We start from the raw sequence: 24,609 nt of genomic DNA, 5'->3' as shown, positions 1-24,609 counted from the left end.
TTGCGCCGTTACCCGGCGCAAGACGGGGCAAAACTAGCACAGAGACGGCCAAATATCCGCCTCTACCTGCCCATTTGGTCTGCTTTATCGCGTTAAAACGGTAAAAAAACACCTTCAGCCGCACACTCGCCCCCTAAACCCCGGCGCAAAGGCTGCCCAGACGCTCAGGTGCGTTACACTGGGTGCTTTTGCGGGGCCCGCCCGTAACCCTCACATTATTCGCCGAGAAGCCCATGCCGATCCGTCATTGCATCGTCCACTTGATTGAGAAAAAACCTGACGGTACGCCCGCAGTCCTCCACGCCCGCGACACTGAACTGGCCGAGTCGCAGGCCATCGAGAACATGCTCGCCGACCTCAACGAAAGCTATAACGCCAAGCAAGGCAAAGCGTGGGGGTTTTTCCATGCTGAATCTGGCGCACATCCGTTTAGCGGCTGGCTCAAAGAGTATCTGGACGGTGGCACAGATTTCGCCGCGTTCAGCCGCGTCGCCGTTGAGCACCTGCAAAAGCTGATGGAGGAATCCAACCTCTCGGCCGGTGGCCATGTGCTGTTTGCGCACTACCAACAAGGCATGACCGATTATCTGGCCATTGCCTTGCTGCACCACAGCGAGGGCGTGGCGGTGAACGCCGAGCTGGACGTGACCCCCTCGCGCCATCTGGACTTGGGCCAATTGCACCTCGCAGCCCGGATCAATATTTCCGAGTGGCAGAACAATAAGCAGTCCAAGCAGTACATTTCGTTCATCAAAGGCAAAAACGGCAAGAAGGTGTCGGAGTACTTCCGCGACTTCATCGGTTGCCAGGAGGGTGTCGACGGCCCGGGCGAAACCCGTACCCTGCTCAAAGCTTTCAGCGACTTCGTTGAAAGCGAAGACCTGCCGGAAGAATCGGCCCGTGAAAAAACCAAAACCCTGGTCGACTACGCCAGCAGCCAGGCCAAAATCGGCGAGCCAATGGGCTTGGCCGAACTGTCCGAACTGATCGACGAAGAGCGCCCGAAAGCGTTCTACGATCACATCCGCAACAAAGACTACGGCCTGTCACCTGAAATCCCGGCTGACAAACGCACCCTTAACCAGTTCCGCCGCTTCACTGGCCGTGCTGAGGGCCTGTCGATCAGCTTTGAAGCGCACCTGCTGGGGTCCAAGGTGGAATTCGACGAAGAAGCCGGTACGTTGATCCTCAAGGGCTTGCCGACTCAGCTCCTCGACCAGCTCAAGCGCAACAAATAATGTTTAACGGGATCCTGAAAAAAGTCCTGTTTGTGCTGGTGGTCGTGGTGGTGTTTCAGAACTGGGGCAAGATCGAGCGCGTGCTCAACCCCTCCGGGGTGGTTTCACAGCACACGCAGGCCAACGCCCGCGTCGTGCTGTACGCCACCGACTGGTGCGGTTACTGCAAAGCCACACGACGCTTTCTCGACCAGAAAGGCATCCCGTACTCAGAATTTGATATCGAGAAAGATCCCGTTGCGCGCAAAGCCTATGAAGCATTGGGCGGGCGCGGGATTCCGATCCTAGACGTGAACGGCACGCTGATCCGCGACTTCAAGCCCGACGCGATCCTGCACGCGTTGAAATAAACGTCTCGCCGATCGCCACACAACCTGTCGCTACCGTCTTGAGCCTCATCGCGCAAGCGCGATGTCGGGGTCTGCTGCCTGGCTTTGCACCAAGCACTCCTTGGCGCTTTTGCGCAATTTTTTGATCAGCCGTTCCTGGCGCAGCGCTTCGCCTTTATCGGGCCAGCGCTCGATATAGACCAAGGCCACCGCCGGGCTGGAGGCAAAAAAGCGCGCACCTTTGCCCGTTTGGTGCTTGGCAAAACGCTTGACCGGATCATCACTGATACCGCAGTACAACGCGCCGTTAGCCGCCCGCACCAAGTACACAAACCAGGGTTTCGTCAAAACGGGCGCAGTCACTGTTTCAACCCTTAACCACGCGCCTGAAAGGCCTTGAGGCCTTGTTTCGCTTGCGCCCGGATTGCGTTTTTCACCAGCGGCGTCCATCCCAGCAACACACCTTTAATGCCCAGCGCCTGACGCGACCAACGCCACACGTCGAAGTGGTCATGGTGTTCGCATATTTTGCCGTCACGAAACACGAAGCGCGCCTGAATGTCGTTCACCACAATTGCCCCGGTCTGGCTGAACACGTAAGTGGCCACCCAATGTGCACTGCCGCGCTGCGCGTCGGCCTGAACCTGATCGAAGGTCAACGTAAAATCCTTGGCTCGCGAGGTGAGCATGCGCCACATGTCACCCACATCCTGGCCCCGCAACTGACCAAATACCGGATCACTGAACAGCACGTCATCGGTGTAACACGCGGCCATCGCTTGCGCGTCAAGCTGCTGAAAGGCTTGGTAGAAGCGGGTAATCAACGCGTGGTGGGCTTGGCTCATGGCAGGGTCCGTGCGGGGCTGGAATCTGAGCACGATAATCTGCAATGAGCAGAAACACTACGGTCTCAGACCTTCTCGCTGACGACATTCACGTACTTCGCACGCCCGGCGCCCAACCCGGCAATGATGGCTCCGATGCCCACCACGGCAAAAATCCAGCCGACCGCGTTCCAGCCACCTGTCAGCTCATGGACCAAACCCACCGCAAACGGCCCCATGGACGCCACGGTATAACCGATGCCTTGCGCCATGCCTGACAAGTTGGCGGCCACATGCGCGTCCCGTGAGCGCAGCACGATAAGGGTCAGCGCCAGACTGAAGGTGCCGCCCTGCCCCAACCCCAGCACAATCGCCCACCCCCACAAACCGTCCAGCGGTGCATACAGGCAGCCGAACAACCCTGCCAACGTCATGCTCATCACCAGCACAATGGCCAAGCGCTGATCCTTGCCCCGCGTGGCCAGCCAGGGCGCAGTCAGCGCCGTAACCAATTGCACGATTACCGAGCCCGACATCACCAGCCCCGCTTGAGTCGGCGTCAGGCCACGCCCGATCAGGATCGAAGGCAGCCAGCCAAACACGATGTACGACAACGACGATTGCAGGCCCATGTACAGCGTGACTTGCCAGGCCAGCGGATCACGCAGCAAACCGCGTACCCGATAGGCGACGTTGTGGGCGCCATTGCGTTTACCGGCCTGCGGTAACCAGAAAATCGCTGCAATGACGGCGGGTAAGGCCCAAAAGCCCAAGCCCAATTGCCAACTGCCATCGAAGTAATGGCTCAACGGCACGGTTGCCCCGGCGGCTAACGCAGCGCCCAGGCACAAGGCCATGGTGTAGACACCGGTCATGGTGCCGGCATGCCCGGCAAAATCGCGCTTTATAATGCCTGGCAGCAACACGCCAATAACGCCAATGCTGGCACCGGCCAAAATGCTACCGGCAAACAGCCCGGTCTCCCCCAGATAACTGCGCAATACGATGCCAGCGCCCAGTACCAGTAAAATGCCCAGCACCACACGCTCAGTACCAAAACGGCGGGCCAGAATCGGTGCCAGCGGCGCAAACAACCCCAGACAGAGCACCGGCAAGGTCGTCAGCAAGCCCGCCTGGGCGGCTGACAACCCCAAGTACTCGGACACTTCGCCCAACAACGGCGCCATGCTCGACAACGCCGGACGCAGGTTCAAGGCCACCAGCACCATGCCCAACAGCAATAACCACGCACGCACCACCACGGGCGGCATTTGCTGAACGGCTTCATCGTCCGCCTCGGCGTCAATCAGCAGTTCATCCAGCTCATCCAGATGACGCACAGGATCTACGCTGTCGTTAACAGGGGACGGGGGGCGGGTCATGGCCTTCTCCGGTTCAGGGTTCATTGATCAACGTCCGGCACAGCGCCATCGCCCGTTGTGGGTCTTGTTGTTCCGCGGCCTTCCAGTGATCGATGCGCAGGTCAAGCATCGATTGGCGACACGGATGTGTAGCAAGGGTTTACGCACTAGGCTGAAGACGGTGCGCAAGGTGCAGGGAAGTATGCAGCGCCGATAAAACGCGGGCGGGGTCAACCCGAGCATGCTTTATCAGGGGGATTCGTCTGTCACGTGTTCCGCCCTTTCATCCAATCACAGGGTGAATTTTCGGACATCTTAGCCAGACGACGGCGTAGGGGGCAATCCACATATACGCAGTAGCTGGCGCCAGCTGCGCGCTTTATAACCGTTTTACCCGATCAAAAGCTCGCAGCCTGCGCCTGCACAGAGGGGTTGGATTAATGCAGGATTTGGTTCAAAAACAGTTTGGTCCGGTCGTTTTGCGGGTTGTCGAAGAAGTCGTTCGGCGCTGCCTGCTCAACGATTTCACCTTTGTCCATGAAGATCACCCGATTCGCCACCGTGCGGGCAAAGCCCATTTCATGGGTCACGCAGAGCATCGTCATGCCGTCCTCGGCCAAGCCAATCATGGTATCGAGCACTTCCTTGACCATTTCCGGGTCAAGCGCTGAGGTCGGTTCGTCGAACAGCATGATCTTGGGCTTCATACACAGCGCCCTGGCAATCGCTACCCGCTGTTGCTGACCTCCTGACAACTGCCCCGGATACTTGTGCGCCTGCTCGGGGATACGCACTCGCTCCAGGTAATGCATGGCGATTTCTTCGGCCTGGCGCTTGGGCATTTTGCGTACCCACATCGGCGCCAGGGTGCAGTTTTGCAAAATGGTCAGGTGCGGGAACAAGTTGAAATGCTGAAACACCATGCCCACTTCCCGGCGCACGGTTTCGATCTGCTTGAGGTCGTTGGTCAGCTCGACACCGTCTACCACAATGCGACCCTGCTGATGCTCTTCAAGGCGATTGAGGCAGCGAATCGTGGTGGATTTGCCCGAGCCAGACGGGCCGCACAATACAATCCGCTCACCCGGTTGCACGTTGAGGTTGATATCTTTGAGCACGTGGAACTGGCCGTACCACTTGTTCACACCCAGCATCTGAATAATGCCTTCAGCGCTGGCCGTTTTTTTGATGGCTTCACTCATGTCACACAACTCCTAGCGCTTGTGGCCCGTGTCCAGCTTGCGCTCCAAATGCATGGAGTAGCGGGACATACCAAAACAGAAAATCCAGAACACCAACGCCGCAAACACATAACCTTCGGTCGCCATGCCCAACCAGTTGGGGTCGGCGGCCGCTTGTTTGACGCTGTTGAGCAAGTCGAACAGGCCGATGATGATCACCAGGCTTGTGTCTTTGAACAGGGCAATAAAGGTGTTAACGATGCCGGGGATCACCAGCTTCAAGGCTTGCGGCAAGATCACCAGCCCCATGCTGCGCCAGTAGCCCAGCCCCATCGCATCGGCCGCTTCGTACTGGCCTTTGGGGATGGCCTGCAACCCGCCGCGCACCACTTCGGCCACATACGCCGACTGGAACAAAATGACCCCGATCAACGCCCGCAGCAGCTTGTCGAAGTTCATGCCCTCTGGCAGAAACAGCGGCAGCATCACCGAGGACATGAACAACACCGTGATCAGCGGCACCCCGCGCCAGAACTCGATAAAGGTCACGCACACCACGCGAATGGCCGGCATGTCCGAGCGTCGCCCCAGCGCCAGCAAAATGCCCAACGGCAGTGCGCCCGCGATACCCACCGTGGCAATCACCAAGGTCAGCATCAACCCGCCCCACTGACTGGTGGCCACGTTGCTCAGCCCCCAATAACCGCCATGCAGCAGGCTGTAGGCCAAAACCGGGTACACCACCAAAAAGCTCAGCCCGTACACGGCCTTGTGTTTGAAGCGCGAGATAAACAGCGGCGCGGCACCGATCACGGCCAGCCACACCGTCACATCCACGCGCCAGCGCAACGCCTGCGGGTAATAGCCGTACATGAACTGGCCGAATCGCTGCTGGATAAACACCCAGCACGCGCCGTCTTTGGTGCAATCGGCACGCGTCGTCCCGACCCAATTGGCGTCAAAGACCGTCCAGCTCAGCAGCGGGGGCACGATCAGCCAAATCAGATAAAAGGCGAACAACGTCAGTAGCGTATTGAGCCCACTGGAAAACAGGTTGGCCCGAGCCCAGGCCACGATGCCGATGCGATTGCCCGGCGGCGGCATGTCGGGTTTAAAAACATGAGTGGTCATAAGCGCGTCCTCACCGTTCAATCAGCGCGATGCGCGTGTTGTACACATTCATGAGCAGCGAAATGCAGATGCTGATTGCCAGGTAAACGCTCATGGTGATGGCGATGACCTCAATCGCTTGCCCGGTCTGGTTCAGCACCGTACCGGCAAACAGCGAGACCATTTCCGGGTAGCCGATGCCCGCCGCCAGCGACGAGTTTTTCACCAGATTGAGGTATTGGCTGGTCAGCGGCGGAATGATCACGCGCAGTGCTTGCGGAATGATCACTTTACGCAACGTCGGCCCAGGTCTGAGGCCCAATGAGCGCGCTGCTTCGGTCTGGCCATGACTGACCGATTTGATCCCCGAACGCACGATCTCGGCGATAAAAGCAGCGGTGTACACCGTCAAGGCAATGGTCAGCGCCAGCAACTCGGGAATCAGTACCCAGCCGCCGACAAAGTTAAAGCCCTTGAGCTGCGGCATTTCCCAGTGCACAGGAGTGCCAACCATCAGCACACACAATCCTGGTATCACCAGCAGTAGCGCCAACCCGACCCAGAACTTATGAAACGGCACGCCGGTGTTTTCGAAGCGCTGGTTAGCCCATCGCACCATCCACACCACCGCGATCACCGCCAGCACCACGCTGGCCACAAACGGCCAGAACGCCTGGGTGCCAATCGCGGCCGGCATATTCAGCCCACGGCTGCTCATGTAGAACATGTCGGCAAAATGGTGGCTATTACGCGGCAACGGCATGGTCAAAAAGACCGCGAAGTACCAGAACAGGATTTGCAGCAACGGCGGAATGTTGCGAAACACTTCAACGTACACGGTTGCCAGCTTGTTGATCATCCAGTTCGGCGACAAACGCGCGATACCGATGATGAAACCCAGAATCGTTGCCAGCACCACGCCAATCACCGACACCAGCAAGGTGTTGAGCAGGCCGATCACAAAGACCCGGGCGTAACTGTCGGACTCGGTGTAATCAATCAAATGTTGCGCAATGCCAAACCCGGCACTGCGTTCCAGAAAGTCAAAGCCCGAGGTAATCCCCCGGTGCTGTAAGTTGGTCTGGGTGTTGTTGAACAAGTACCAGCCCATGAAGACCACCAACCCAACGGTGATGATCTGAAATAACCACGCACGCACACGTGGATCGCTGAGACTGAGCCTCGGCTTGGGTGCGCTGACTTTTGTCTGCATGAAGTGCCCCAACAGAAATGGATCAAAACACCATCACCCGGCAGTTGGCCTGCCGGGTGACAGGGCTATCAGCGCACAGGCGGTGCGTATTGGATGCCGCCGTTGTTCCACAGGGCATTCAGCCCGCGGTCAATGGCCAGCGGAGTGCTCTTGCCGAGGTTTTTCTCGAAGACTTCGCCGTAGTTGCCGACCTGGCTGACGATCTGCACCACCCAGTCTTTGGGCAGCTTCAAGTCTTTGCCGTATTCACCATCAGCACCCAGCAAGCGGGCAACGTCCGGGTTCTTGGTCGATTTGGCTTCTTCTTTGACATTTTTCGAGGTCACGCCCGCTTCTTCAGCGTTAAGCATGGCGAACAGGGTCCATTTCACAATGCTGAACCAGTCCTCATCGCCTTTGCGCACCACAGGGCCCAGCGGTTCTTTGGAAATGGTTTCGGGCAACACCACGTAGTCGTTCGGGCTGGCTAGCTTGCTGCGCTGGGCGTAAAGCTGTGATTTGTCAGAGGTCAGCACGTCACAGCGCCCGCTTTCCAGCGACTTGGCGCTTTCATCTGAGGTATCGAAAGTGATCGGCGTGTATTTGAGGTTATTGGCGCGGAAGTAGTCCGAAACGTTCAGCTCGGTGGTAGTACCTGCCTGAATGCAGATGGTTGCGCCATCCAGCTCTTTGGCACTTTTTACGCCCAGTTTGTTGTTCACCAAAAAGCCGACGCCGTCGTAATACGTCACACCGGCAAACACCATGCCCATCCCCGCATCACGGGAACTGGTCCAGGTGGTGTTACGCGAGAGCACATCCACTTCACCCGATTGCAAGGCAGTGAAACGCTCCTTGGCGTTCAACTGGCTGAATTTGACTTTGGTGGCATCCCCAAACACCGCAGCAGCCACCGCGCGGCACACATCCGCATCGATCCCCAAAATCTTGCCCGAGGCATCCGGTACCGAAAAACCGGGCAAACCATCGCTCACGCCACATTGCACAAAGCCTTTCTTCTTGACGCTGTCCAACGTCGCCCCCGCATGAGCAAAACCACTGACGCTCAGTACTACCACTGCGGTGGCCAGGGCCAAGGTGGATTTCAACTGCTTCATTCAAACCTCCAGTGCTGCTTTTGTTGTGTTTGAACAAGACCCGCCGCCCCCTTGTGAGGCGCTGTTGACCCGCGTTGGCTTTTTTATGAGGTCAAGCGGCTTAAGTCTTGGGCGATGGATGCATCGCACAAACCGTCAAACTGAAGCGCTCACGTGAGCTGTTGAATTCCTTGTCTAACTTCACCCTCAGGTTTTTTGCTATCCCCCCGTCGGCAGTTGCCTGTTAGTGTTACCGCCGGAGGGAACGCACAAGCGCCCAGACCACATAGCAAAGCGCGTACCACACTGGCGGCCTCAGTGATTTCGCCCTCCTATTTCAGAAAAAACGTTCAAGCAGTACACATTTTCGTCAAACGTTAAACGATCACGCACCGTAGCCGCGCACCCGAACTGCGCGCACGCACAACGATGGAGCAGCCATGCACACCCCTTTGACAATCGAGCCGCAAAAGCCCGCAGACGCCTGCGTTATCTGGCTTCACGGGTTAGGCGCTGACCGTTATGACTTCTTGCCAGTGGCTGAGGCGTTGCAAGAACAGTTGCTAAGCACACGTTTTGTTTTGCCGCAGGCACCCACACGTGCAGTCACGATCAATGGCGGTTATGCCATGCCCAGTTGGTACGACATCAAGGCCATGAGTCCCGCCCGCTCGATCAGTGAAGATGAGCTCAATGAGTCCGCCGATACCGTGATCGGTTTGATCGAAGCGCAGAAAGCCTCGGGCATTGATGCCAACCGCATTGTTCTGGCGGGCTTCTCTCAAGGCGGTGCGGTGGTGTTTCACACCGCCTATCTGAAATGGCAAGGCGCATTGGGTGGCGTAATTGCCCTCTCTACTTATGCACCGACCTTCAGTGATGAACTGGAACTGTCCGCCAGCCAGCAACGTATTCCGGCCTTGTGCCTGCACGGGCAGTACGATGATGTAGTCCAAAACGCCATGGGGCGTACGGCGTATGAACACCTGAAAACACGTGGCGTCACCGTTGCATGGCAGGAATACCCAATGGGTCACGAAGTGTTACCCGAAGAAATCCGTGACATCGGTGAATGGCTCGCCGCTCGCTTGGGTTAAATCCTAAACATCCAGTCGTTCACTACGCCGAGCACGCGACTTGCATTACACTGCCCGGCGTACACTCCTTAACCAACTGATGAGATGACCGTGCTCAAAGCACTCAAAAAAATATTCGGTAAAAGCGAGGCTGAGCCGCTCGCGCCAGCTTGCACACCTCCTTCCAGCAGCCCCAGCCCGCGAACCGACGCGCAACAGCCTGGCCACCCTGCTCCCGCTCAAGCCTCGGTGAACACACCCGACGCCCAGCCTGTTGAGCCACCCACGCGCAGCGAAAAACCAAAAATTGCCAAACCGCGGCGCGAGGCGGCACCCAAGCCACCGGTCATTCCCTGGAAACTCGAAGACTTTGCGGTTGAGCCGCAAGCAGGCAAAACCCGTTTCCACGACTTCAAGCTCGCACCTGAACTGATGCACGCCATTCAAGATTTGGGTTTCCCGTACTGCACGCCGATTCAGGCAGGCGTATTGGGTTACACCCTGAGCGGCCGTGACGCGATTGGTCGCGCACAAACCGGCACCGGCAAAACGGCGGCGTTCTTGATCTCGATCATCAGCCAACTGACGCAAACCCCGCCGCCCAAAGAGCGTTACATGGGCGAGCCGCGTGCACTGATCATCGCGCCGACCCGCGAGCTGGTGGTGCAAATCGCCAAAGACGCCGCCGACCTGACCAAATACACCGACCTCAACGTCATGACCTTCGTTGGCGGGATGGACTTCGACAAGCAACTCAAGCAACTCGAAGCCCGCCATTGCGACATTCTGGTGGCCACACCGGGCCGCCTGCTGGACTTCAACCAGCGCGGTGAAGTGCACCTGGACATGATCGAAGTGATGGTGCTCGACGAAGCTGACCGCATGCTGGACATGGGTTTCATCCCGCAAGTACGTCAGATCATTCGCCAGACACCCCCGAAAGCCGAACGCCAGACGCTGCTGTTTTCCGCGACCTTCACCGAAGACGTGATGAACCTTGCCAAACAATGGACCACCGACCCGGCCATTGTTGAAATCGAAGCCGAAAACGTCGCCAGCGACCGTGTCGAGCAACATGTCTACGCCGTGGCCGGTGCTGACAAATACAAATTGTTGTTCAACCTGGTCAACGACAACGGTTGGGAGCGGGTCATCGTTTTTGCCAACCGTAAAGACGAAGTGCGCCGCATCGAAGAACGCCTGGTACGCGACGGTATAAACGCCGCACAACTGTCGGGCGATGTACCGCAACACAAACGCATCAAGACCCTGGAAAACTTCCGCGAAGGAAAAGTCCGCGTCTTGGTTGCCACCGACGTGGCCGGGCGCGGGATTCACATCGACGGCATCAGCCATGTGATCAACTTCACCCTGCCGGAGGTTCCGGACGATTACGTGCACCGCATTGGCCGCACGGGCCGCGCGGGCGCTGACGGCGTGTCCATCAGCTTTGCCGGTGAAGACGACTCGTACCAATTGCCCGCAATCGAAACCAAGCTGGGCCGCAAAATCAGTTGCGAAACCCCGCCGACCGAACTGCTGCGCCCCGTGGTGCGGGCCGTACGTAAACCTCACGATCCGAGCGAAACGGCCTGATCGCTCCACGGAAAATTGCCGAGGTTGTGTAACCGTGGCCGAAGGCAACTTTCGATTGCGAAGTGATCATAAACCCGATGATTGCAGTGCATCTCAAGCACCGCATTGAAGGGTTTAGCGAGCGCTGCGCGCCCGGGCGCAGCCTCGCATTACTCGTCAGCGGCCACAGGTTCTTCTGCGCTGCCAGCTCCGCTTCGCGCTGAGCTATCGCGGCTTCAAGCTCAGGCGAACGTTTGGCCCATTGCTGGGGGGGTAATGGTTTCGACCATTCAATGATGTCGGGCTAGGTCAAATCAGGCGGTGGGTTTAACTTCCAGCGCTGCAAAGCAATGATCAGCACGATATTGAAAATAAATAACCCGAAAAAACCCTCCCACAGCAACGCCATCGGCCAGCCTTTCGGCCGCAAACTCATTACCACCGAGCCTACGGCGTATGTTCCAACATCCAAATAAACTTCGTTTTTACGCCTATAGGCAACGTAAGCGCCAAGGTATTGCTGACTCGGATTACGCGCAAGCGTGAGCCCCCCCGGTTTGCTCTGAGACCGAGAGCAACGCTCATGGATAAGCTCAGTCATTACGCATAGAAGGATTCTGAAACTTTTAGAAGAAACGGATCGATTTAATGATCGCGCGGGTTTGACGTTACGCCCAGCGATCCGCTGCGGCCTGATCGCTAGCCCGCCCTTCTACCCAACGCGGGCCGTCAGCGGTGTGTTCTTTTTTCCAGAAGGGTGCGCGGGTTTTGAGGTAGTCCATCACAAACGCACACGCGTCGAACGCCGCTTGGCGATGAGCGCTGGCCACCCCGACAAACACAATGGGTTCGCCCGGTTCCAGCGCCCCAACCCGATGCAACACGTGGAGTTTGAGCAGCGGCCACCGTTGTTGAGCTTCGACGACAATCTTGCCCAGCGCTTTTTCGGTCATGCCAGGGTAATGCTCCAAAAACATACCCGCCACGTCGCGCCCGTCATTGAAGTCGCGCACGTACCCGACAAAGCTCACCACAGCGCCTACACCCGCGTTGGCAGCATGCATGGCATTCACTTCAACGCCCGGGTCAAAGGCCGCTGCCTGAACTCGAAGGGTCATGTGCATCAGCCCCCCGTCACTGGCGGAAAAAAAGCTACCTCATCGCCATTGACTAGCGGCTCATCAAGTTTGCACAACTCTTCGTTACGCGCGCACATCAGATTAGCCTCCGTCAGAACCTGATAACCGCCGCGCTGCACCAGACACAATCGCAGTGCTTCAATCGTTGCAAAGTCGCCCTCAACCTCCTCGTGATCGCACCCCAAGGCTTCGCGGTAGCGAGCGAAATACTTGACCGCAATTGTCATAACACATCCGCCGTGAAATGCCCGCTCTTGCCGCCGAGTTTCTCCAGCACGCGCACGCTTTCGATGGTCATGCCGCGGTCGACCGCTTTGCACATGTCATAAATCGTCAACGCGGCAACGCTGGCTGCGGTCAGCGCTTCCATCTCGACGCCGGTTTGCCCGGCGAGTTTGCAACGCGCCACCACGAGTACCGCGTCAGTGCCGTGAGCGCTGAGTTCAACCTTGACGCTCGTGAGCATCAACGGATGGCACAAGGGAATCAAATCGGAGGTTTTTTTCGCTGCCTGAATGCCCGCTATCCGCGCAACGGCAAATACATCCCCTTTGGGGTGCCCACCACTGACGATCATGTCCAGCGTCTCAGCACGCATTCGTACAACGGCTTGTGCCACGGCCTCACGGGCTGTTACCGCTTTGTCGGTGACATCAACCATGTTGGCGCGGCCTTGAGAATCTAAATGAGTCAGCACAGGGTTACTCCATTCAAGTGCGCCGATTGTAAACCTCTGGGTTAATCAAGCGCACGTCCGATCAGCCAGTGGCCTCACACGCCTTATGCCCAAAGGGCTACAGCACGGCAATCCAGCGCGCGAATATCGCGTATTAGAACAAAGAATTGGCCCTGTTTTTACATTCCCCGTAAAAGATTAAAAAAAAGGACACCCCCGCCCATGAGCTTATTTGTTTCTATTGTTTTAAGTTTACTGGCAGGTTTTGCCGTGCCTTTACAAGCGGGCACTAACGCCAAACTGGGCGTTTTATTAGGTCATCCGCTGTGGGCCACGGCCGTTTCACTGCTGGTCAGTGGCGTGGCCATTATGCTGGTCATGCTGATATTTAAAGTGCCTCGTCCAAACCTGACGGCGTTGCAAGACGGTCCCTGGTGGATTTGGTTTGGTGGCGTTGCCGGGGTTTTATATATCACCGCCGCCCTCATTCTGGTGCCACGCCTGGGGGCTCTCAACTTCATCATGGCGGTGATTGTCGGCCAACTGACCATCTCGCTACTGATCGATTATTTCGGTTTGGTCGGGCTGCCTAAACAAGCGATCAATGTACAAAAAATCATTGGCGTGAGTGTCGTACTGGCCGGCTTTCTTATTGCCGTGCGCAGTTAACGTTGAATATCCAGACGTGCACCTGTAGACCCGGAGCAGGGTTATTGCAGCGGCATTTAATAACAGCAATCACATTTAATAGGTGAGCAATGAGTTCTTTTACTGCGTATGACGCCATTGGCGATCGTTTCGAAGTGTTCACGGACACCGCCTCACAACGGTCTGTTGAAACCGAGACATTCTTTCATATGGTGGGGGATGTCAAAGGCAAGTCTGTATTAGACCTGGCGTGCGGTTACGGTTATTTCGGCCGCGAACTCTATCGGCGAGGAGCCGCCCGCGTGGTAGGGGTCGATATCTCTGCAGCGATGATTGATCTGGCGCGCAAAGAGTCGGCACAGCATAACGAAGCCATTGAGTTTCATGTCGCCAACGTGTGCGACATGCCGGTGATGGGGCAATTCGAACGCGTGACCGCCGCCTGGCTGTTCAACTATGCCCAATCCACCGCCGAACTGGACGCCATGTTCAAGGCCGTGGCCGACAACATGCAAGCGGGTGGCAAGCTGATCGCCTACACCGTAGACCCGAGCTTTCGCCTGGACGACGGCAACTTCACTAAGTACGGCGTTCATGTCAAAAGTGAAAATGCCCACGAAGGCGGTTTCCGTTGCCCGTCAGAGTTTGTCACCACGCCACCCAGCGAGTTCACCTTTTACCGCTGGAGCCACGAAGACTACGAACGTGCCATTCGCAAGGCGGGTTTCAGTGACTACCACTGGCAACGCCCGTTGATCTCCAAAGCCAATCGTCAGAAATTCCCTGAAGGCTACTGGGGTGACTTTGAGCGCAACTGCCTGCAAACCGGTCTGGTCTGCACCTTCTGACACCCTTTTTACTTGTATTGGAGTTCGACGTGGCTAACCCACCCAAAGCATTTGCTCACTGGCCGGTGTTTGACGGCCCACTGACGGCGCAAATGACGGACCGCCAATTAATGGGCCTGGAAGAGCACTTCCAGCCCGGACTCAACCTGGCACTGCCGCTAGCTGAGTGGCAGCAATTGACCCAGGCGCCAGCCAGCCTGCTGTGCCATCGCGTAGAAGACCCAGAAGTTGCGTTGCCATTGCGCTTGGGCGCCGGGCGTTATTTGGCCGAAACAATGGACCCGCGTCTGGATGTGCTTAACCCGCCGATGATCACGATCGAAGGTGGCTGGGTCGAGAGCGGACTGGACGAAGCCAACGTCGACGGCGTGATGGATACCCTGCAAGGGTTGGGGCTGGACCGCAGCTGGATTGAAAAGGAAGTGCCGCGCCATACCCTGCACCTGCCCCGCTATGCGATCGGCAAGTACCCGGTGACCAACCTCGAATACAAAGCCTTTCTCGAAGACTCGCTACAGCCGCGCATCCCCAATAACTGGGCATTTGGGCAGTTTCCGGTCGAACGCTCGAATCACCCGGTCTATGGGCTGGAGGCCGAAGATGCCGATGCTTACGTGGCATGGTTGAGCGCTCGATCAGGACGCGGTTTTCGCCTGCCGACTGAAGCTGAGTGGGAATACGCCGGCGCCGGGCCTGAAAACTTCGAGTTCCCGTGGGGCGAGCGCTTTTTGCCGGAGCACGCCAACACGGCCGAGATGGCCATTTTCAACACCACCCCCGTGGGTATGTTTCCGTTGGGCGCATCGCCTTTTGGTTGCCTGGACATGGCTGGCAATGTCGAGGAATACGTGGCGGACAATTACGCGCCCTACCCCGGCGGCAAAGCCATCAACGATGACTTGGTGCAAGTGGTAGGCACGCATCGCATCGCACGCGGCGGCAGCTTTACGCGCTTTCGTGATTTGGCACGCAATTGCCGCCGCCATGGCAAATACCCGCGCGATATTTATGTCATGGGCTTCAGGCTCGCTGAAACGCTGTAACCCTGTCGAATAAAAAATGCTGTTAATAGGAAAGGAATTCTATGAACCCGCTGCGCGTTAGAAACCAAGTTGATATTCATCTGAATGAGTCGGGTATCCCGGGTACGTTCTTCAGTTTCACAGGGCTTGAAGCGGACAAAGAGCACATCGTTATTAAACTGGGACCGGCCTCCCTCAACAGTCCCTTGGTGCGTTTGCATTCGGAATGCCTGACCGGGGATGTGTTCAGTTCCCAACGCTGCGACTGCGGCCCGCAATTGTCCGAGTCCATTGAGCGCATGCACGAAGAAGGCGGTTATCTGATTTACCTGCGCCAGGAAGGCCGCGGGATTGGTTTATATGCCAAGTTAGAGGCCTACCGCCTGCAAGACACCGGCATGGACACGTTCGAAGCCAATCAGCATTTGAACTTCGGTGAAGACGATAGGGACTTCACCGAAGCCGCCAACATGTTGAAAGCCCTGGGCGTACAACACTGCCGCGTGATCACCAATAACCCGGAAAAAGTGGTCGCCTTGCAAAACAATGGCGTGCAGGTCGACGACGTAATCCCGACCGGTGTTTTTTTGACCCAACATAACCGCCCTTATTTACAAGCCAAGATCAATAAAAAGAATCACCACATCAACTTGTTCAACTAAGTCTGGCCGTTAATACCGGTGTGAACTCAACGGCATGACGCACGCTTACATTATTCAGGATGAATAACCATGAAACACTTCGGCCCTATCAGCGGTATTGCCACGTTTAAAGATTGCTATGTCGCCACCGCAGGTTATGACAATCAGGTCATTCTCTGGGACGCTAAAACCAAAACCCCCATCCAGCGCGTGGTGCATGACCACCTGGCCAACCAGTGTGCGTTCAACCCCACCGGCACACTGCTGGTCAGCGCCAGCAGCGATTACACCGCGCGAGTCTGGGAAGTCCCGAGCCTGCGCATGAAGGCTGTTTTAATTGGCCATGACGATGACATCGAAATGGCAGCCTTCTCGCCAGACGGCCAGACCATCGCCACCTGCTCACGCGACCATACCCTGCGTATTTTTGATCTCAATGGCCGCACTCTGCGCATCCTCAAAGGCCACACCGCCGACGTGATCTCGGTGTGCTGGGCGGTGGATGGCGCGACGCTGGTGTCGAGCAGCGACGACGGCTCGATCCGCCGCTGGGATGCAATGACCGGCGAGCAACTGGAAATCATCGACTTGGGTGGCGTTGAAACCGACACCGTGGCCCTGTCGCGTGACGGGATCATTTTCGCCGGGGATGACGAAGGCAAAATATCGTTGATCAGCGCTCAAGGCACTTATCTGCAACCGGCGCATACGGCGGGTATCAAGCGCATCATTTGGGATGACGCCCAACGCCTGTTGATCAGCCTCAGCTATGACCGCTCCGTGATGCTCTGGCACCTGAACAGCCACAATCGGCTGGAAAAAACCGCCGAGACCTCGCTGCCGAGCATCATCTGGCCACGCAGTTGCGCCCTGCTTGGCGAAGACCAAATCGCATTCGTGACCTTCGGCTCGTGCTACGCCACCTGGAACTTCCGCACCCAGATCTGGGACTTGGGCGGCATCGAACCTGCCATCAGCCTGAACGCGGTCGCACTGGTCAACGACGACATTTTCAGCATCGGCGACGCGGGCATCCTGCACGTCAACGGCGTCGCCAACACCAAGGCTGGCAGCCTGTGCAACTTCTTGCTGGCGTTTGGTGACAGTGTGCTGACCGGCGGCCAAATGGGCACCGTATTCGATGCACGCACCGGCCAGGCCATTTACCAGCACCGCTCACCGTTAAACTGTGGCACCACGTTTATCAAAGATGGCCAGTTGCACGCCGCCATTGGTACGTACACCGGTGAAGCATTGATCTTCAAGCTGCAACACCAGCAACCGGAGTTCATCACCGAAGTGGCCATGCACAACAACGCCATCAAAGGCATTGCCGCTGACGAGACCTTCATATTCAGCGTGTGCGCCACCGCCGCTGCCGCCTTTTTCAACATTGCTGACTTCACTGAACACACCTACCTGGACCAGGCGCACGACCGAATCTCCAACGGTTGCACACAAATCCAGGGCGGCTTCGCCAGCATCGGTCGCGACCTCAAGCTGCGCCTGTGGCGTGATGCCCAAAGCGAAGTGTTCGAGACACCGCATCACCACTCCATCAAATGCATTGCCATCTCCAAGGATCAGAACCTGATCGCCACCGGCAGTTACGGCGGCACCGTAGCCCTGTTTGATGTGCGCACCCGCCGTTGGGAGAAATTCGAAAAACCGACCGCCAGCGGGATCTCCTGCCTGACCCAGGCCGCCAACGGCAATGGTTTCCTGGCCAGTGCGTATGACGGGCGTATTTACCCGATCGCGGCCCGTGCAGGCGGGCATTTAGTGTCATGACTTATTTCACCGAAGTCGACTTTCAGCACATGCAACACGCGCTGTCGTTGGCCGAACGTGGCAGCCATTCCACATGGCCCAACCCGCGGGTGGGCTGTGTGATTGCCCACGGTAATTGTGTGGTGGGCGAAGGTTGGCATCGGCGGGCCGGTGGCCCGCACGCAGAAGTGTTCGCCTTGCGCCAGGCCGGTGCCCTGGCCAAAGGCGCCACGGCCTACGTCACGCTGGAGCCGTGCAGCCACGTTGGCCGCACGGGGGCGTGCCATCAGGCATTGATTGAAAGTGGCGTCAGTCAAGTCATGGTGGCCCTCGAAGACCCGTTCAAGCAGGTCAACGGCCAAGGCATCGCCGAACTCAAAGCGGCCGGTATCGAGGTCAAGGTGGGATTGATGCGTGAGGCGGCCAGTGAGCTGAACCGAGGTTTCCTCTCCAGCATTGAGCGCCAGCGCCCTTGGGTGCAGCTGAAAATGGGCATGAGCCTGGACGGGCGCACGGCGCTGAGTAATGGCCGTTCGCAATGGATCACCGGGCCCAAGGCGCGAATGGATGTACAACACTGGCGTGCCCGCTGTGCGGCCATCATCACCGGCAGCGGCACGGTGTTGGGAGACGACCCGTTACTGACGGTGCGCCAACCTTCATCGCCTGAAGCTGTGGCGCCCATGCGCGTAGTGCTGGACAGCAGCGCGCGCGTGCCGGCGGGTGCGCAAGTGTTTAACGCCAGCGCACCGAGCCTGCATGTGTTGCACAACGACACGCCGTTACCCCAGGGGCACAGCGCTGAAGTGTTGCGTGTGGACGGCGATATCTATGGGCTGGACCTGCATGAACTGCTGTGCCAACTCAGCCTGCGCGGTCTGCACGAGGTGATGGTTGAAGCAGGCCCCACCTTGGCGGGCGCCTTTCTAAAGGCCGGGCTGGTAGATGAAGTGCTGGTGTATATGGCGCCCAAACTGCTGGGTGATCTGGCCCGCCCGTTGGTGCACATGCCGGAGCTGGTTCACCTCAAGCAAGCGCTGAATTTCACCCTGTTTGACGTCACACAACTGGGTGAAGATTTGCGCTTGCGCTTGCGACCGGTTCAGGTAGCGGGCGCCCCATGACTCATCACTTGCCTGACTTGCTCGCGCAGCCAGATGTGGGCCGGGTCTTCGCCAAAACGGTTATGCCAGATCTGCACGAACGGAAACGGGGGAATCGGCAAGGGCGGGCTGAGGCTGACCAGGTCATCGTCAAGCGGGGCATTGTCCAGGGTGCGGGTGGCCACCGTGAGGATCAGGTCGGTGTTGCTGATCATGCTGGGCGCGGTGCGCCAGTGGGGAACGCTGACCGCTATGCGACGCTGCAACCCCTCGGCGCGCAACAGTCGATCAATTTCACCATGGGTGCAGCCGTCCACCGACACCGAAATATGCGGGCGCAGCAGGTAATTGTCCAAGTCCAGTTGGCCGCTGGCCGGCAACGTACTGCGGTCCAGCAGGCAAGAAAACGTTTCTTCAAACAGCACTTCACTGGAAATGTCCGCTGTCAGGTGGGGGAACACACCCAATGCCAGATCAATTTTGCCTTGAGCGATCTGTTCAAACATGCCGTGACGGCTGTCCTGAGTGACCACCAGCGTGGTGTTGGGCGCCTCGACGCGCAATTGGCGCAACAATTTGGGCAACACAATCGCGGCACCGTAGTCAGACATGGCCAAACGGAAAGTGCGATGGGAGTTGGCCGGCACAAAGTCGATCGACTTGCCGAGCAGGATTTCGATCTGGCTGAGGATCTCCTTGAGCGGTGCCTGAAGGTTTTGCGCCAGGGCACTCAACACCACTTCGCTGCCCTGACGAATCAGGATCGGATCGTCGAGCAGGACCCGCAGCTTGCTCAGCGAGTGGCTGATGGCCGGTTGGCTCAAATGCAATCGGGCGCCGGTACGGGTCACGTGTTTTTCAGTCAGCAACGCGTCGAGCACCACCAACAGGTTCAAATCAATATTGCGCAGTAAAACCATGACCATCCTGTCATTCACCAATCCGGGACTACCTGCCCGATACGGAGCGCATCATGCTGCAACTCAAACGGATTATTGAAACCGCGCTTTACGTGAAAGATCTTACAGCAGCGAAAAATTTTTACTATAAAACACTCCATTTGGAGGTCATGGTCGAAAGCGACGTGCTCGTTGCATTCAACGTCGGCGGGCTCAACACCCTGCTGCTATTTAGACGCGGCGCCTCACTGCAAACCAAATACCTGAGTGGCGGCGAAATCCCCCCGCACGATGCCCGTGGCTCGATCCACGTGTGCTTCGCCATCGACACCGATGACATGCCCGGCTGGAAGCAAACACTGAGCGACAGCGGCGTAGCCATCGAAGGCCGAACCGAATGGCCCAAAGGCGGCTCCAGCATCTATTTTCGCGACCCCGACCACAACCTCATCGAACTGCTCACGCCGGGCTGTTGGCCGATTTACTGACTGCATCTTTAAGGAAAAAGATCATGGCACACGTTGCAGCAAGCACTCGCCCGTTAATCCGGCACAAAACCCTTTGGGCCATGACTGGACTCGTACTTGGCGGTGTGGCATGGGGCCTGTGGTACGCGCGGCAACCGGCCGCAGCCGGTTATGTGGCGGCACCGGTCAAGGTCGCAGTCGCGCCCGTCAGTCAGCAGCCGTTTACCCGCTACCTGCAAGCCATCGGCGAACTGGAAGCGGTCGAAGAAGTCAGCGTGCCCGCCGAAGTGGGTGGACGTATCGTCGAGCTGCCGATTGAGTCCGGCCAACGCGTTGAACGCGGGCAGGTGCTGGTGCGCCTCAACGATGCGCCGCAACGCGGGCAAAAGGTGCGGCTGCAAGGTCAGGTCGATAACGCCCTCGTACGCCTTGATCGCCTGAAAAAACTGATCCATTCCAACGCTGTTTCGCGCGAGGCACTGGACGATGCCCAGGCCCAATACACCACCGCTCGCGGCGCCTTGCAGGAATTGATGGCGCAGATTGAACAACGCACCATTCGCGCACCTTTCGCCGGCACATTGGGCATCCGCAAAGTGCATGTGGGGCAATACGTCAATCCCGGCGATACGCTGATCAACCTGATCGGCAACCAAGGCCTGTACGTCAACTTCAGCGTGCCGGAGCAAGCCATGCTGCACTTCAAGACCGGCAGCCCTTTGCTGATTGAGCTTGATGCGCTGCCCGGCCAACCGTTAACGGCCGTGGTCAGCAGCGTCGACCCGTTTTTGGATCGCTCGCGCACCTTAAGCCTTCAGGCACGCTTGCAAGACCCGCCCGCCGCTGCCCTGCCACGCATGTTCGCCCGCGTGCGCCTGCCTCAGACCCTGCCGGAAAACACCTTGAGCCTGCCCGAAACTGCCGTGACCTACAGCGCCTACGGCGAGGACGTGTACCTGGTTCAACCGGCCCTCGATGCTCAGAGCGCACCCACCGTACGGCGCGTGTCAGTCAAGACCGGCGAGCGGCGCGATGGCTGGGTCGTGATCAATCAGGGCGTTGCGCCCGGCGATCAAGTGGTGACGTCAGGCCAGATCAAACTCAGCGATGGCGCCAGCATCGAGCCCATGACCAGCACCGCGCTCGCGGCCGATGGGGGAACAAACCCGTGAAGTTCACCGACATTTTTGTCCACCGCCCGGTGCTCGCGCTGGTGGTCAGCTTGATGATCCTGCTGGCGGGGCTTAAAGCCTATATGGGCTTGCCGGTGCGTCAGTACCCGCTGCTGGAAAGCTCTGTGATCACGGTCAGCACCGACTACCCCGGGGCACCCGCCGAGTTGATGCAAGGCTTTATCACGCAGCCGATCAACCAGTCGCTGGCCTCGGTAGAAGGCGTCGACTACGTCAGCTCGTCGTCAGTCCAGGGCCACAGTGTGATTACTCTGCGCATGGCCCTCAACCAAGACTCGGCCAAGGCACTCAGCGAGGTGATCGCCAAGGTTAACCAAGTCAAATACCGCCTGCCCGAGCAAGCCTACGACCCGGTCATCGAGCGCTCGGCCGGCGACGCCACCGCCGTGGCCTACGTGGGGTTTGCCAGCACAACGTTATCGGCGGCGGCCATGACCGACTACCTGAGCCGTGTGGTGCAACCCTTGTTCGCCACGATTGAAGGCGTGGCCAAGGTCCAGACATTTGGCGGCCAACACCTGGCAATGCGCCTGTGGCTCGACCCGCAACGCATGGCGGGTCACGGCATCAGCGCCGAGCAGGTGGAACAGGCGATCCGTGCCAACAACTTTCAGGCGGCGCCCGGTCAAATCAAAGGCCAGTACGTGGTGTCGTCGATCCAGGTCAACAGCGATCTCAATACCCTCGAAGAATTTCGCGACATGGTGATCAGCAATCGCGGCGATCACCTGCTACGCCTGCGCGACATCGCCGAGATAGAACTGGGTTCCGCCGCCTACGAAACCAGCGCCCTGATGGACGCCAAGCCCGCCGTTCACCTAGGGCTATACGCCACCCCCAAAGGCAACCCGCTGCTGATCGTCGCAGGCATCAAACGCCTGCTGCCCGAGATCCAGAAAACCCTGCCGCCCGGCGTCGACGTGGCGCTGGCCTTCGAGACGGCGCACTTTATCCAAGCCTCGATCCTGGAAGTAATCGAAACCTTGCTCGAGGCGATTTTGATCGTGGTGGTGATCATCTTCCTGTGCCTGGGCTCGTGGCGCACGGTGCTGATTCCGATCCTCAGCATCCCGCTGTCGATGCTCGGCGCACTGGCACTGATGGCGCTGTTCGGCTTCAGCATCAACCTGCTCACATTGCTGGCGATGGTGCTGGCCATCGGGCTGGTGGTGGACGATGCGATTGTGGTCACCGAAAACATTCACCGCCACATCAAGGGCGGCCTCGCGCCGTTGCAGGCCGCCTTGATCGGCGCGCGGGAAATCGCTTCGCCAGTGATTGCCATGACCATCACCCTGGCCGCGGTGTACATGCCCATCGGTCTGATGAACGGCCTGACTGGCGCGCTGTTCAAGGAATTCGCCCTGACCCTCGCCGGAGCGGTACTGGTATCGGGCGTCATCGCCCTGACCTTGACCCCGGTAATGTGCGCCAAACTGTTGCCCGCCGGCCAAAGTGAAGGCCGCATGAGCCTGTTGGCCGAGCGCTTCTTCGAGCGTTTATCGCGCCGCTATCAACGCGGTCTGTTGCGTTCACTGCGCGCACGCGGTGCAGTGCTGGCGTTCGGGGGGCTGGTGCTGCTCAGCTTGCCGTTGCTCTATGGCCAGGCCGATAAAGAGTTGGCGCCCAATGAAGACCAAGGCAACTTGCTGCTCGCGATCAAGTCTCCGCAACACGCCAACCTCGACTTCGTGGAGCGCTACGCCGCCCAATTGAGCGAGCTGCTGGCCAAGCTTCCGGAAACCACCAGCACCTGGATCATCAACGGCACGGATGGTGTGGCGGCGAGTTTTGCCGGGGTCAACTTCAGTGAGTGGGATAAGCGCGAGCGCAGCGCCGCCCAGATTCAAAGCGAGCTGCAACAGGCTGTCGACGCAGTGGAAGGCGACTCGATCTTCGTCTTCCAGATGCCACCGCTGCCCGCCTCCACCGGTGGCTTGCCGGTGCAATGGGTGATTCGCAGCACCGAAGACTACCGCGCGCTGTATCAGGCCATGCACGAGATCAAACAACAGGCACGGGCCAGCGGGTTGTTCGCCGTGGTCGACAGCGACCTGGACTTCAACAACCCGGTGACCGAGGTGCGCATCGACCGCAGCAAGGCCAACAGCCTGGGCATTCGCCTGCAAGACATCGCCAGCACCCTGGCGGTGCTGGTGGGCGAAAACTACACCAACCGTTTTGGTTTGCAGGGCCGCTCCTACGACGTAATCGCGCAGACCCAGGCCAATCAGCGCCTGACCCCGCAATCGCTCAATGGCTTCTACGTCAGCACCGACCGCGGCGTGCAAGTACCGCTCGCCACCGTGGTCAGCCTGCACAGCGACATCCAGCCCAACCGCCTCAAACAGTTCAACCAGCAAAACTCGGCCACCTTCCAGGGCATCCCGGCGCCGGGCGTGAGCCTGGGCGAAGCGGTGGCCTTTCTGACCACCCAGAGCGCGCACCTGCCTGCCAGCTTCAGCCATGACTGGCAATCGGATTCGCGGCAATTTATCCACGAAGGCAACGCGCTGATGCTGACCTTCCTGTTCGCCCTCATCGTCATCTACATGGTGCTGGCCGCGCAGTACGAAAGCCTGCGCGACCCGCTGATCATCCTCATCACCGTGCCGCTGTCGATCTGCGGCGCCTTGATCCCGTTGGCGCTGGGCTGGGCGACGCTCAACATCTACACGCAAATCGGCTTGGTGACCTTGATCGGCCTGATCAGCAAACACGGCATCCTAATGGTCGAATTTGCCAACGAACTGCAACAGGCCAGCGGCTGCTCACCGGCCCACGCCATCATCCGCTCGGCGCGCATTCGCCTGCGGCCGATATTAATGACCACCGCAGCAATGGTGGTGGGCCTGGTGCCGCTGCTGTTTGCCAGCGGCGCGGGTGCCAGTAGCCGTTTCGGGCTGGGCATCGTGATCGTGGTGGGCATGGTGGTGGGCACGTTGTTTACGCTGTTTGTATTGCCGTCGATTTATACGTTGATTTCCAAACGTCGTGTGCCGGAGCACGCCCCCCAACCCGCTGAGCTTAAGCCCCTTTACAGCAAGGCATAACGGGCTTAAGCCTCATGTTGTAGCGGCTAAACAGCTTCGAAAAAAGTAGAAATCCCCTGACACAAGGGGCATTTCTACTTTCAATGTCTGCTTTCAATTTTCAAGCGACTCAGCACATCCCTCACGAGCGGAGCCAGCCACAAGCCATCGTCATTCTGCATACGGTG

General features: G+C 58.2%; 24 protein-coding genes and 1 pseudogene. 13 read left to right on the top strand and 12 right to left on the bottom strand.

The window, feature by feature from the left end; translation table 11 throughout:
* Nucleotides 1–233: 233 nt before the first annotated feature.
* Both yejK and TU86_RS05355 read left to right on the top strand, forming a co-directional pair.
* Complete coding sequence (yejK, locus tag TU86_RS05360) at nt 234–1,238, top strand: nucleoid-associated protein YejK (protein WP_048363263.1); 1,005 nt, start codon at nt 234–236, stop codon at nt 1,236–1,238.
* Entirely contained in the window at nt 1,238–1,588 is a 351-nt protein-coding gene (locus TU86_RS05355; protein ID WP_048363262.1) for a glutaredoxin family protein, read from the top strand. Before yejK ends, TU86_RS05355 begins: the two co-directional genes overlap by 1 nt.
* Before the next feature lie 45 nt (nt 1,589–1,633).
* Here the strand turns inward: TU86_RS05355 and TU86_RS05350 are convergent, their stop codons facing one another.
* From TU86_RS05350 to TU86_RS05320, 7 genes are all read right to left on the bottom strand, one after another.
* The gene (locus TU86_RS05350; RefSeq protein WP_238936304.1) at nt 1,634–2,017 is read right to left on the bottom strand and encodes a GIY-YIG nuclease family protein; all 384 of its coding nucleotides are present in this window, start codon (nt 2,015–2,017) and stop codon (nt 1,634–1,636) included.
* On the bottom strand, nt 1,942–2,412 hold the full coding sequence (locus tag TU86_RS05345) for a nuclear transport factor 2 family protein (protein WP_048363260.1): 471 nt from the start codon (nt 2,410–2,412) through the stop codon (nt 1,942–1,944). The genes TU86_RS05350 and TU86_RS05345 overlap by 76 nt, the downstream gene beginning before the upstream one ends.
* A 65-nt stretch (nt 2,413–2,477) precedes the next feature.
* On the bottom strand, nt 2,478–3,797 hold the full coding sequence (locus TU86_RS05340) for a CynX/NimT family MFS transporter (RefSeq protein WP_082152864.1): 1,320 nt from the start codon (nt 3,795–3,797) through the stop codon (nt 2,478–2,480).
* A gap of 392 nt (nt 3,798–4,189) precedes the next feature.
* Entirely contained in the window at nt 4,190–4,954 is a 765-nt protein-coding gene (locus tag TU86_RS05335) for an amino acid ABC transporter ATP-binding protein (RefSeq protein WP_048363258.1), read from the bottom strand.
* A gap of 12 nt (nt 4,955–4,966) precedes the next feature.
* Nucleotides 4,967–6,064: an amino acid ABC transporter permease gene (locus TU86_RS05330; RefSeq protein ID WP_048363257.1), complete on the bottom strand. Its 1,098-nt coding sequence runs from the start codon at nt 6,062–6,064 to the stop codon at nt 4,967–4,969.
* Between the two features lie 10 nt (nt 6,065–6,074).
* Nucleotides 6,075–7,256, bottom strand: a complete 1,182-nt coding sequence (locus tag TU86_RS05325; RefSeq protein ID WP_048363256.1) for an amino acid ABC transporter permease — start codon at nt 7,254–7,256, stop codon at nt 6,075–6,077.
* Nucleotides 7,257–7,324: 68 nt separating this feature from the next.
* Complete coding sequence (locus TU86_RS05320; RefSeq protein ID WP_048363255.1) at nt 7,325–8,353, bottom strand: amino acid ABC transporter substrate-binding protein; 1,029 nt, start codon at nt 8,351–8,353, stop codon at nt 7,325–7,327.
* 419 nt (nt 8,354–8,772) lie between these two features.
* Here TU86_RS05320 and TU86_RS05315 point away from each other — a divergent pair, with 419 nt between their 5' ends.
* Together TU86_RS05315 and rhlB are read left to right on the top strand one after the other, a co-directional pair.
* The gene (locus tag TU86_RS05315) at nt 8,773–9,429 is read left to right on the top strand and encodes an alpha/beta hydrolase (RefSeq protein WP_048363254.1); all 657 of its coding nucleotides are present in this window, start codon (nt 8,773–8,775) and stop codon (nt 9,427–9,429) included.
* A gap of 84 nt (nt 9,430–9,513) precedes the next feature.
* On the top strand, nt 9,514–11,004 hold the full coding sequence (gene rhlB / locus TU86_RS05310) for an ATP-dependent RNA helicase RhlB (protein WP_048363253.1): 1,491 nt from the start codon (nt 9,514–9,516) through the stop codon (nt 11,002–11,004).
* Between the two features lie 190 nt (nt 11,005–11,194).
* Here rhlB and TU86_RS23180 read toward each other — a convergent pair.
* The 4 genes and pseudogenes from TU86_RS23180 to moaC form a co-directional block, all read right to left on the bottom strand.
* A pseudogene (locus TU86_RS23180) lies at nt 11,195–11,410 on the bottom strand (hypothetical protein); the annotation flags it as partial.
* Nucleotides 11,411–11,651: 241 nt separating this feature from the next.
* Entirely contained in the window at nt 11,652–12,101 is a 450-nt protein-coding gene (gene moaE, locus TU86_RS05305) for a molybdopterin synthase catalytic subunit MoaE (protein WP_048363690.1), read from the bottom strand.
* A 5-nt stretch (nt 12,102–12,106) separates the two neighbouring features.
* Nucleotides 12,107–12,349: a molybdopterin converting factor subunit 1 gene (gene moaD / locus TU86_RS05300; RefSeq protein WP_048363252.1), complete on the bottom strand. Its 243-nt coding sequence runs from the start codon at nt 12,347–12,349 to the stop codon at nt 12,107–12,109.
* Nucleotides 12,346–12,819 (bottom strand): cyclic pyranopterin monophosphate synthase MoaC, encoded by a 474-nt coding sequence (gene moaC, locus TU86_RS05295; RefSeq protein ID WP_048363251.1) that lies wholly within the window; start codon nt 12,817–12,819, stop codon nt 12,346–12,348. Before moaC ends, moaD begins: the two co-directional genes overlap by 4 nt.
* Before the next feature lie 201 nt (nt 12,820–13,020).
* Between moaC and TU86_RS05290 the strand changes: the two genes are divergently transcribed.
* The 6 genes from TU86_RS05290 to ribD all read left to right on the top strand — a co-directional run bounded on the left by TU86_RS05290 (nt 13,021) and on the right by ribD (nt 18,851).
* Nucleotides 13,021–13,467, top strand: coding sequence for a DMT family transporter (locus TU86_RS05290; protein ID WP_048363250.1), 447 nt, complete (start codon nt 13,021–13,023; stop codon nt 13,465–13,467).
* A gap of 89 nt (nt 13,468–13,556) precedes the next feature.
* Nucleotides 13,557–14,294, top strand: coding sequence for a class I SAM-dependent methyltransferase (locus TU86_RS05285; RefSeq protein WP_048363249.1), 738 nt, complete (start codon nt 13,557–13,559; stop codon nt 14,292–14,294).
* Between the two features lie 92 nt (nt 14,295–14,386).
* Complete coding sequence (locus TU86_RS05280) at nt 14,387–15,337, top strand: formylglycine-generating enzyme family protein (RefSeq protein ID WP_048363689.1); 951 nt, start codon at nt 14,387–14,389, stop codon at nt 15,335–15,337.
* Nucleotides 15,338–15,378: 41 nt separating this feature from the next.
* Complete coding sequence (locus TU86_RS05275) at nt 15,379–15,978, top strand: GTP cyclohydrolase II (protein ID WP_048363248.1); 600 nt, start codon at nt 15,379–15,381, stop codon at nt 15,976–15,978.
* 69 nt (nt 15,979–16,047) lie between these two features.
* On the top strand, nt 16,048–17,748 hold the full coding sequence (locus TU86_RS05270) for a WD40 repeat domain-containing protein (protein ID WP_048363247.1): 1,701 nt from the start codon (nt 16,048–16,050) through the stop codon (nt 17,746–17,748).
* Nucleotides 17,745–18,851, top strand: a complete 1,107-nt coding sequence (ribD, locus tag TU86_RS05265) for a bifunctional diaminohydroxyphosphoribosylaminopyrimidine deaminase/5-amino-6-(5-phosphoribosylamino)uracil reductase RibD (protein WP_048363246.1) — start codon at nt 17,745–17,747, stop codon at nt 18,849–18,851. Before TU86_RS05270 ends, ribD begins: the two co-directional genes overlap by 4 nt.
* On the opposite strand, the gene TU86_RS05260 is transcribed toward ribD, so the two are convergent.
* Nucleotides 18,830–19,756, bottom strand: a complete 927-nt coding sequence (locus TU86_RS05260; protein WP_048363245.1) for a LysR family transcriptional regulator — start codon at nt 19,754–19,756, stop codon at nt 18,830–18,832. The two genes, ribD and TU86_RS05260, sit on opposite strands and share 22 nt — an antisense overlap.
* 47 nt (nt 19,757–19,803) lie before the next feature.
* Between TU86_RS05260 and TU86_RS05255 the strand changes: the two genes are divergently transcribed.
* Genes TU86_RS05255 through TU86_RS05245 form a run of 3 tightly spaced genes read left to right on the top strand, consistent with a single transcriptional unit; the run spans nt 19,804 to nt 24,442 of the window.
* Nucleotides 19,804–20,217, top strand: a complete 414-nt coding sequence (locus TU86_RS05255) for a VOC family protein (protein ID WP_048363244.1) — start codon at nt 19,804–19,806, stop codon at nt 20,215–20,217.
* 23 nt (nt 20,218–20,240) lie between these two features.
* Nucleotides 20,241–21,368, top strand: coding sequence for an efflux RND transporter periplasmic adaptor subunit (locus TU86_RS05250; RefSeq protein ID WP_053075985.1), 1,128 nt, complete (start codon nt 20,241–20,243; stop codon nt 21,366–21,368).
* Complete coding sequence (locus tag TU86_RS05245) at nt 21,365–24,442, top strand: MexW/MexI family multidrug efflux RND transporter permease subunit (protein ID WP_048363243.1); 3,078 nt, start codon at nt 21,365–21,367, stop codon at nt 24,440–24,442. Before TU86_RS05250 ends, TU86_RS05245 begins: the two co-directional genes overlap by 4 nt.
* The last annotated feature ends 167 nt before the right edge of the window (nt 24,443–24,609 follow it).

Source organism: Pseudomonas weihenstephanensis (genome assembly GCF_001043055.1).
GTDB lineage: Bacteria > Pseudomonadota > Gammaproteobacteria > Pseudomonadales > Pseudomonadaceae > Aquipseudomonas > Aquipseudomonas weihenstephanensis.
The sequence above is the reverse complement of the archived record's forward strand: the minus strand, read 5'-3'. Positions and strand labels throughout refer to the sequence as shown.

Coding starts and splice junctions, on each gene's coding strand:
- yejK (WP_048363263.1), top strand. CDS start 234: ATGCCGATCCGTCATTGCATCGTCCACTTGATTGAGAAAAAACCTGAC.
- TU86_RS05355 (WP_048363262.1), top strand. CDS start 1,238: ATGTTTAACGGGATCCTGAAAAAAGTCCTGTTTGTGCTGGTGGTCGTG.
- TU86_RS05350 (WP_238936304.1), bottom strand. CDS start 2,017: ATGGACGCCGCTGGTGAAAAACGCAATCCGGGCGCAAGCGAAACAAGG.
- TU86_RS05345 (WP_048363260.1), bottom strand. CDS start 2,412: ATGAGCCAAGCCCACCACGCGTTGATTACCCGCTTCTACCAAGCCTTT.
- TU86_RS05340 (WP_082152864.1), bottom strand. CDS start 3,797: ATGAACCCTGAACCGGAGAAGGCCATGACCCGCCCCCCGTCCCCTGTT.
- TU86_RS05335 (WP_048363258.1), bottom strand. CDS start 4,954: ATGAGTGAAGCCATCAAAAAAACGGCCAGCGCTGAAGGCATTATTCAG.
- TU86_RS05330 (WP_048363257.1), bottom strand. CDS start 6,064: ATGACCACTCATGTTTTTAAACCCGACATGCCGCCGCCGGGCAATCGC.
- TU86_RS05325 (WP_048363256.1), bottom strand. CDS start 7,256: ATGCAGACAAAAGTCAGCGCACCCAAGCCGAGGCTCAGTCTCAGCGAT.
- TU86_RS05320 (WP_048363255.1), bottom strand. CDS start 8,353: ATGAAGCAGTTGAAATCCACCTTGGCCCTGGCCACCGCAGTGGTAGTA.
- TU86_RS05315 (WP_048363254.1), top strand. CDS start 8,773: ATGCACACCCCTTTGACAATCGAGCCGCAAAAGCCCGCAGACGCCTGC.
- rhlB (WP_048363253.1), top strand. CDS start 9,514: ATGACCGTGCTCAAAGCACTCAAAAAAATATTCGGTAAAAGCGAGGCT.
- moaE (WP_048363690.1), bottom strand. CDS start 12,101: ATGACCCTTCGAGTTCAGGCAGCGGCCTTTGACCCGGGCGTTGAAGTG.
- moaD (WP_048363252.1), bottom strand. CDS start 12,349: ATGACAATTGCGGTCAAGTATTTCGCTCGCTACCGCGAAGCCTTGGGG.
- TU86_RS05290 (WP_048363250.1), top strand. CDS start 13,021: ATGAGCTTATTTGTTTCTATTGTTTTAAGTTTACTGGCAGGTTTTGCC.
- TU86_RS05285 (WP_048363249.1), top strand. CDS start 13,557: ATGAGTTCTTTTACTGCGTATGACGCCATTGGCGATCGTTTCGAAGTG.
- TU86_RS05280 (WP_048363689.1), top strand. CDS start 14,387: ATGACGGACCGCCAATTAATGGGCCTGGAAGAGCACTTCCAGCCCGGA.
- TU86_RS05275 (WP_048363248.1), top strand. CDS start 15,379: ATGAACCCGCTGCGCGTTAGAAACCAAGTTGATATTCATCTGAATGAG.
- TU86_RS05270 (WP_048363247.1), top strand. CDS start 16,048: ATGAAACACTTCGGCCCTATCAGCGGTATTGCCACGTTTAAAGATTGC.
- ribD (WP_048363246.1), top strand. CDS start 17,745: ATGACTTATTTCACCGAAGTCGACTTTCAGCACATGCAACACGCGCTG.
- TU86_RS05260 (WP_048363245.1), bottom strand. CDS start 19,756: ATGGTCATGGTTTTACTGCGCAATATTGATTTGAACCTGTTGGTGGTG.
- TU86_RS05255 (WP_048363244.1), top strand. CDS start 19,804: ATGCTGCAACTCAAACGGATTATTGAAACCGCGCTTTACGTGAAAGAT.
- TU86_RS05250 (WP_053075985.1), top strand. CDS start 20,241: ATGGCACACGTTGCAGCAAGCACTCGCCCGTTAATCCGGCACAAAACC.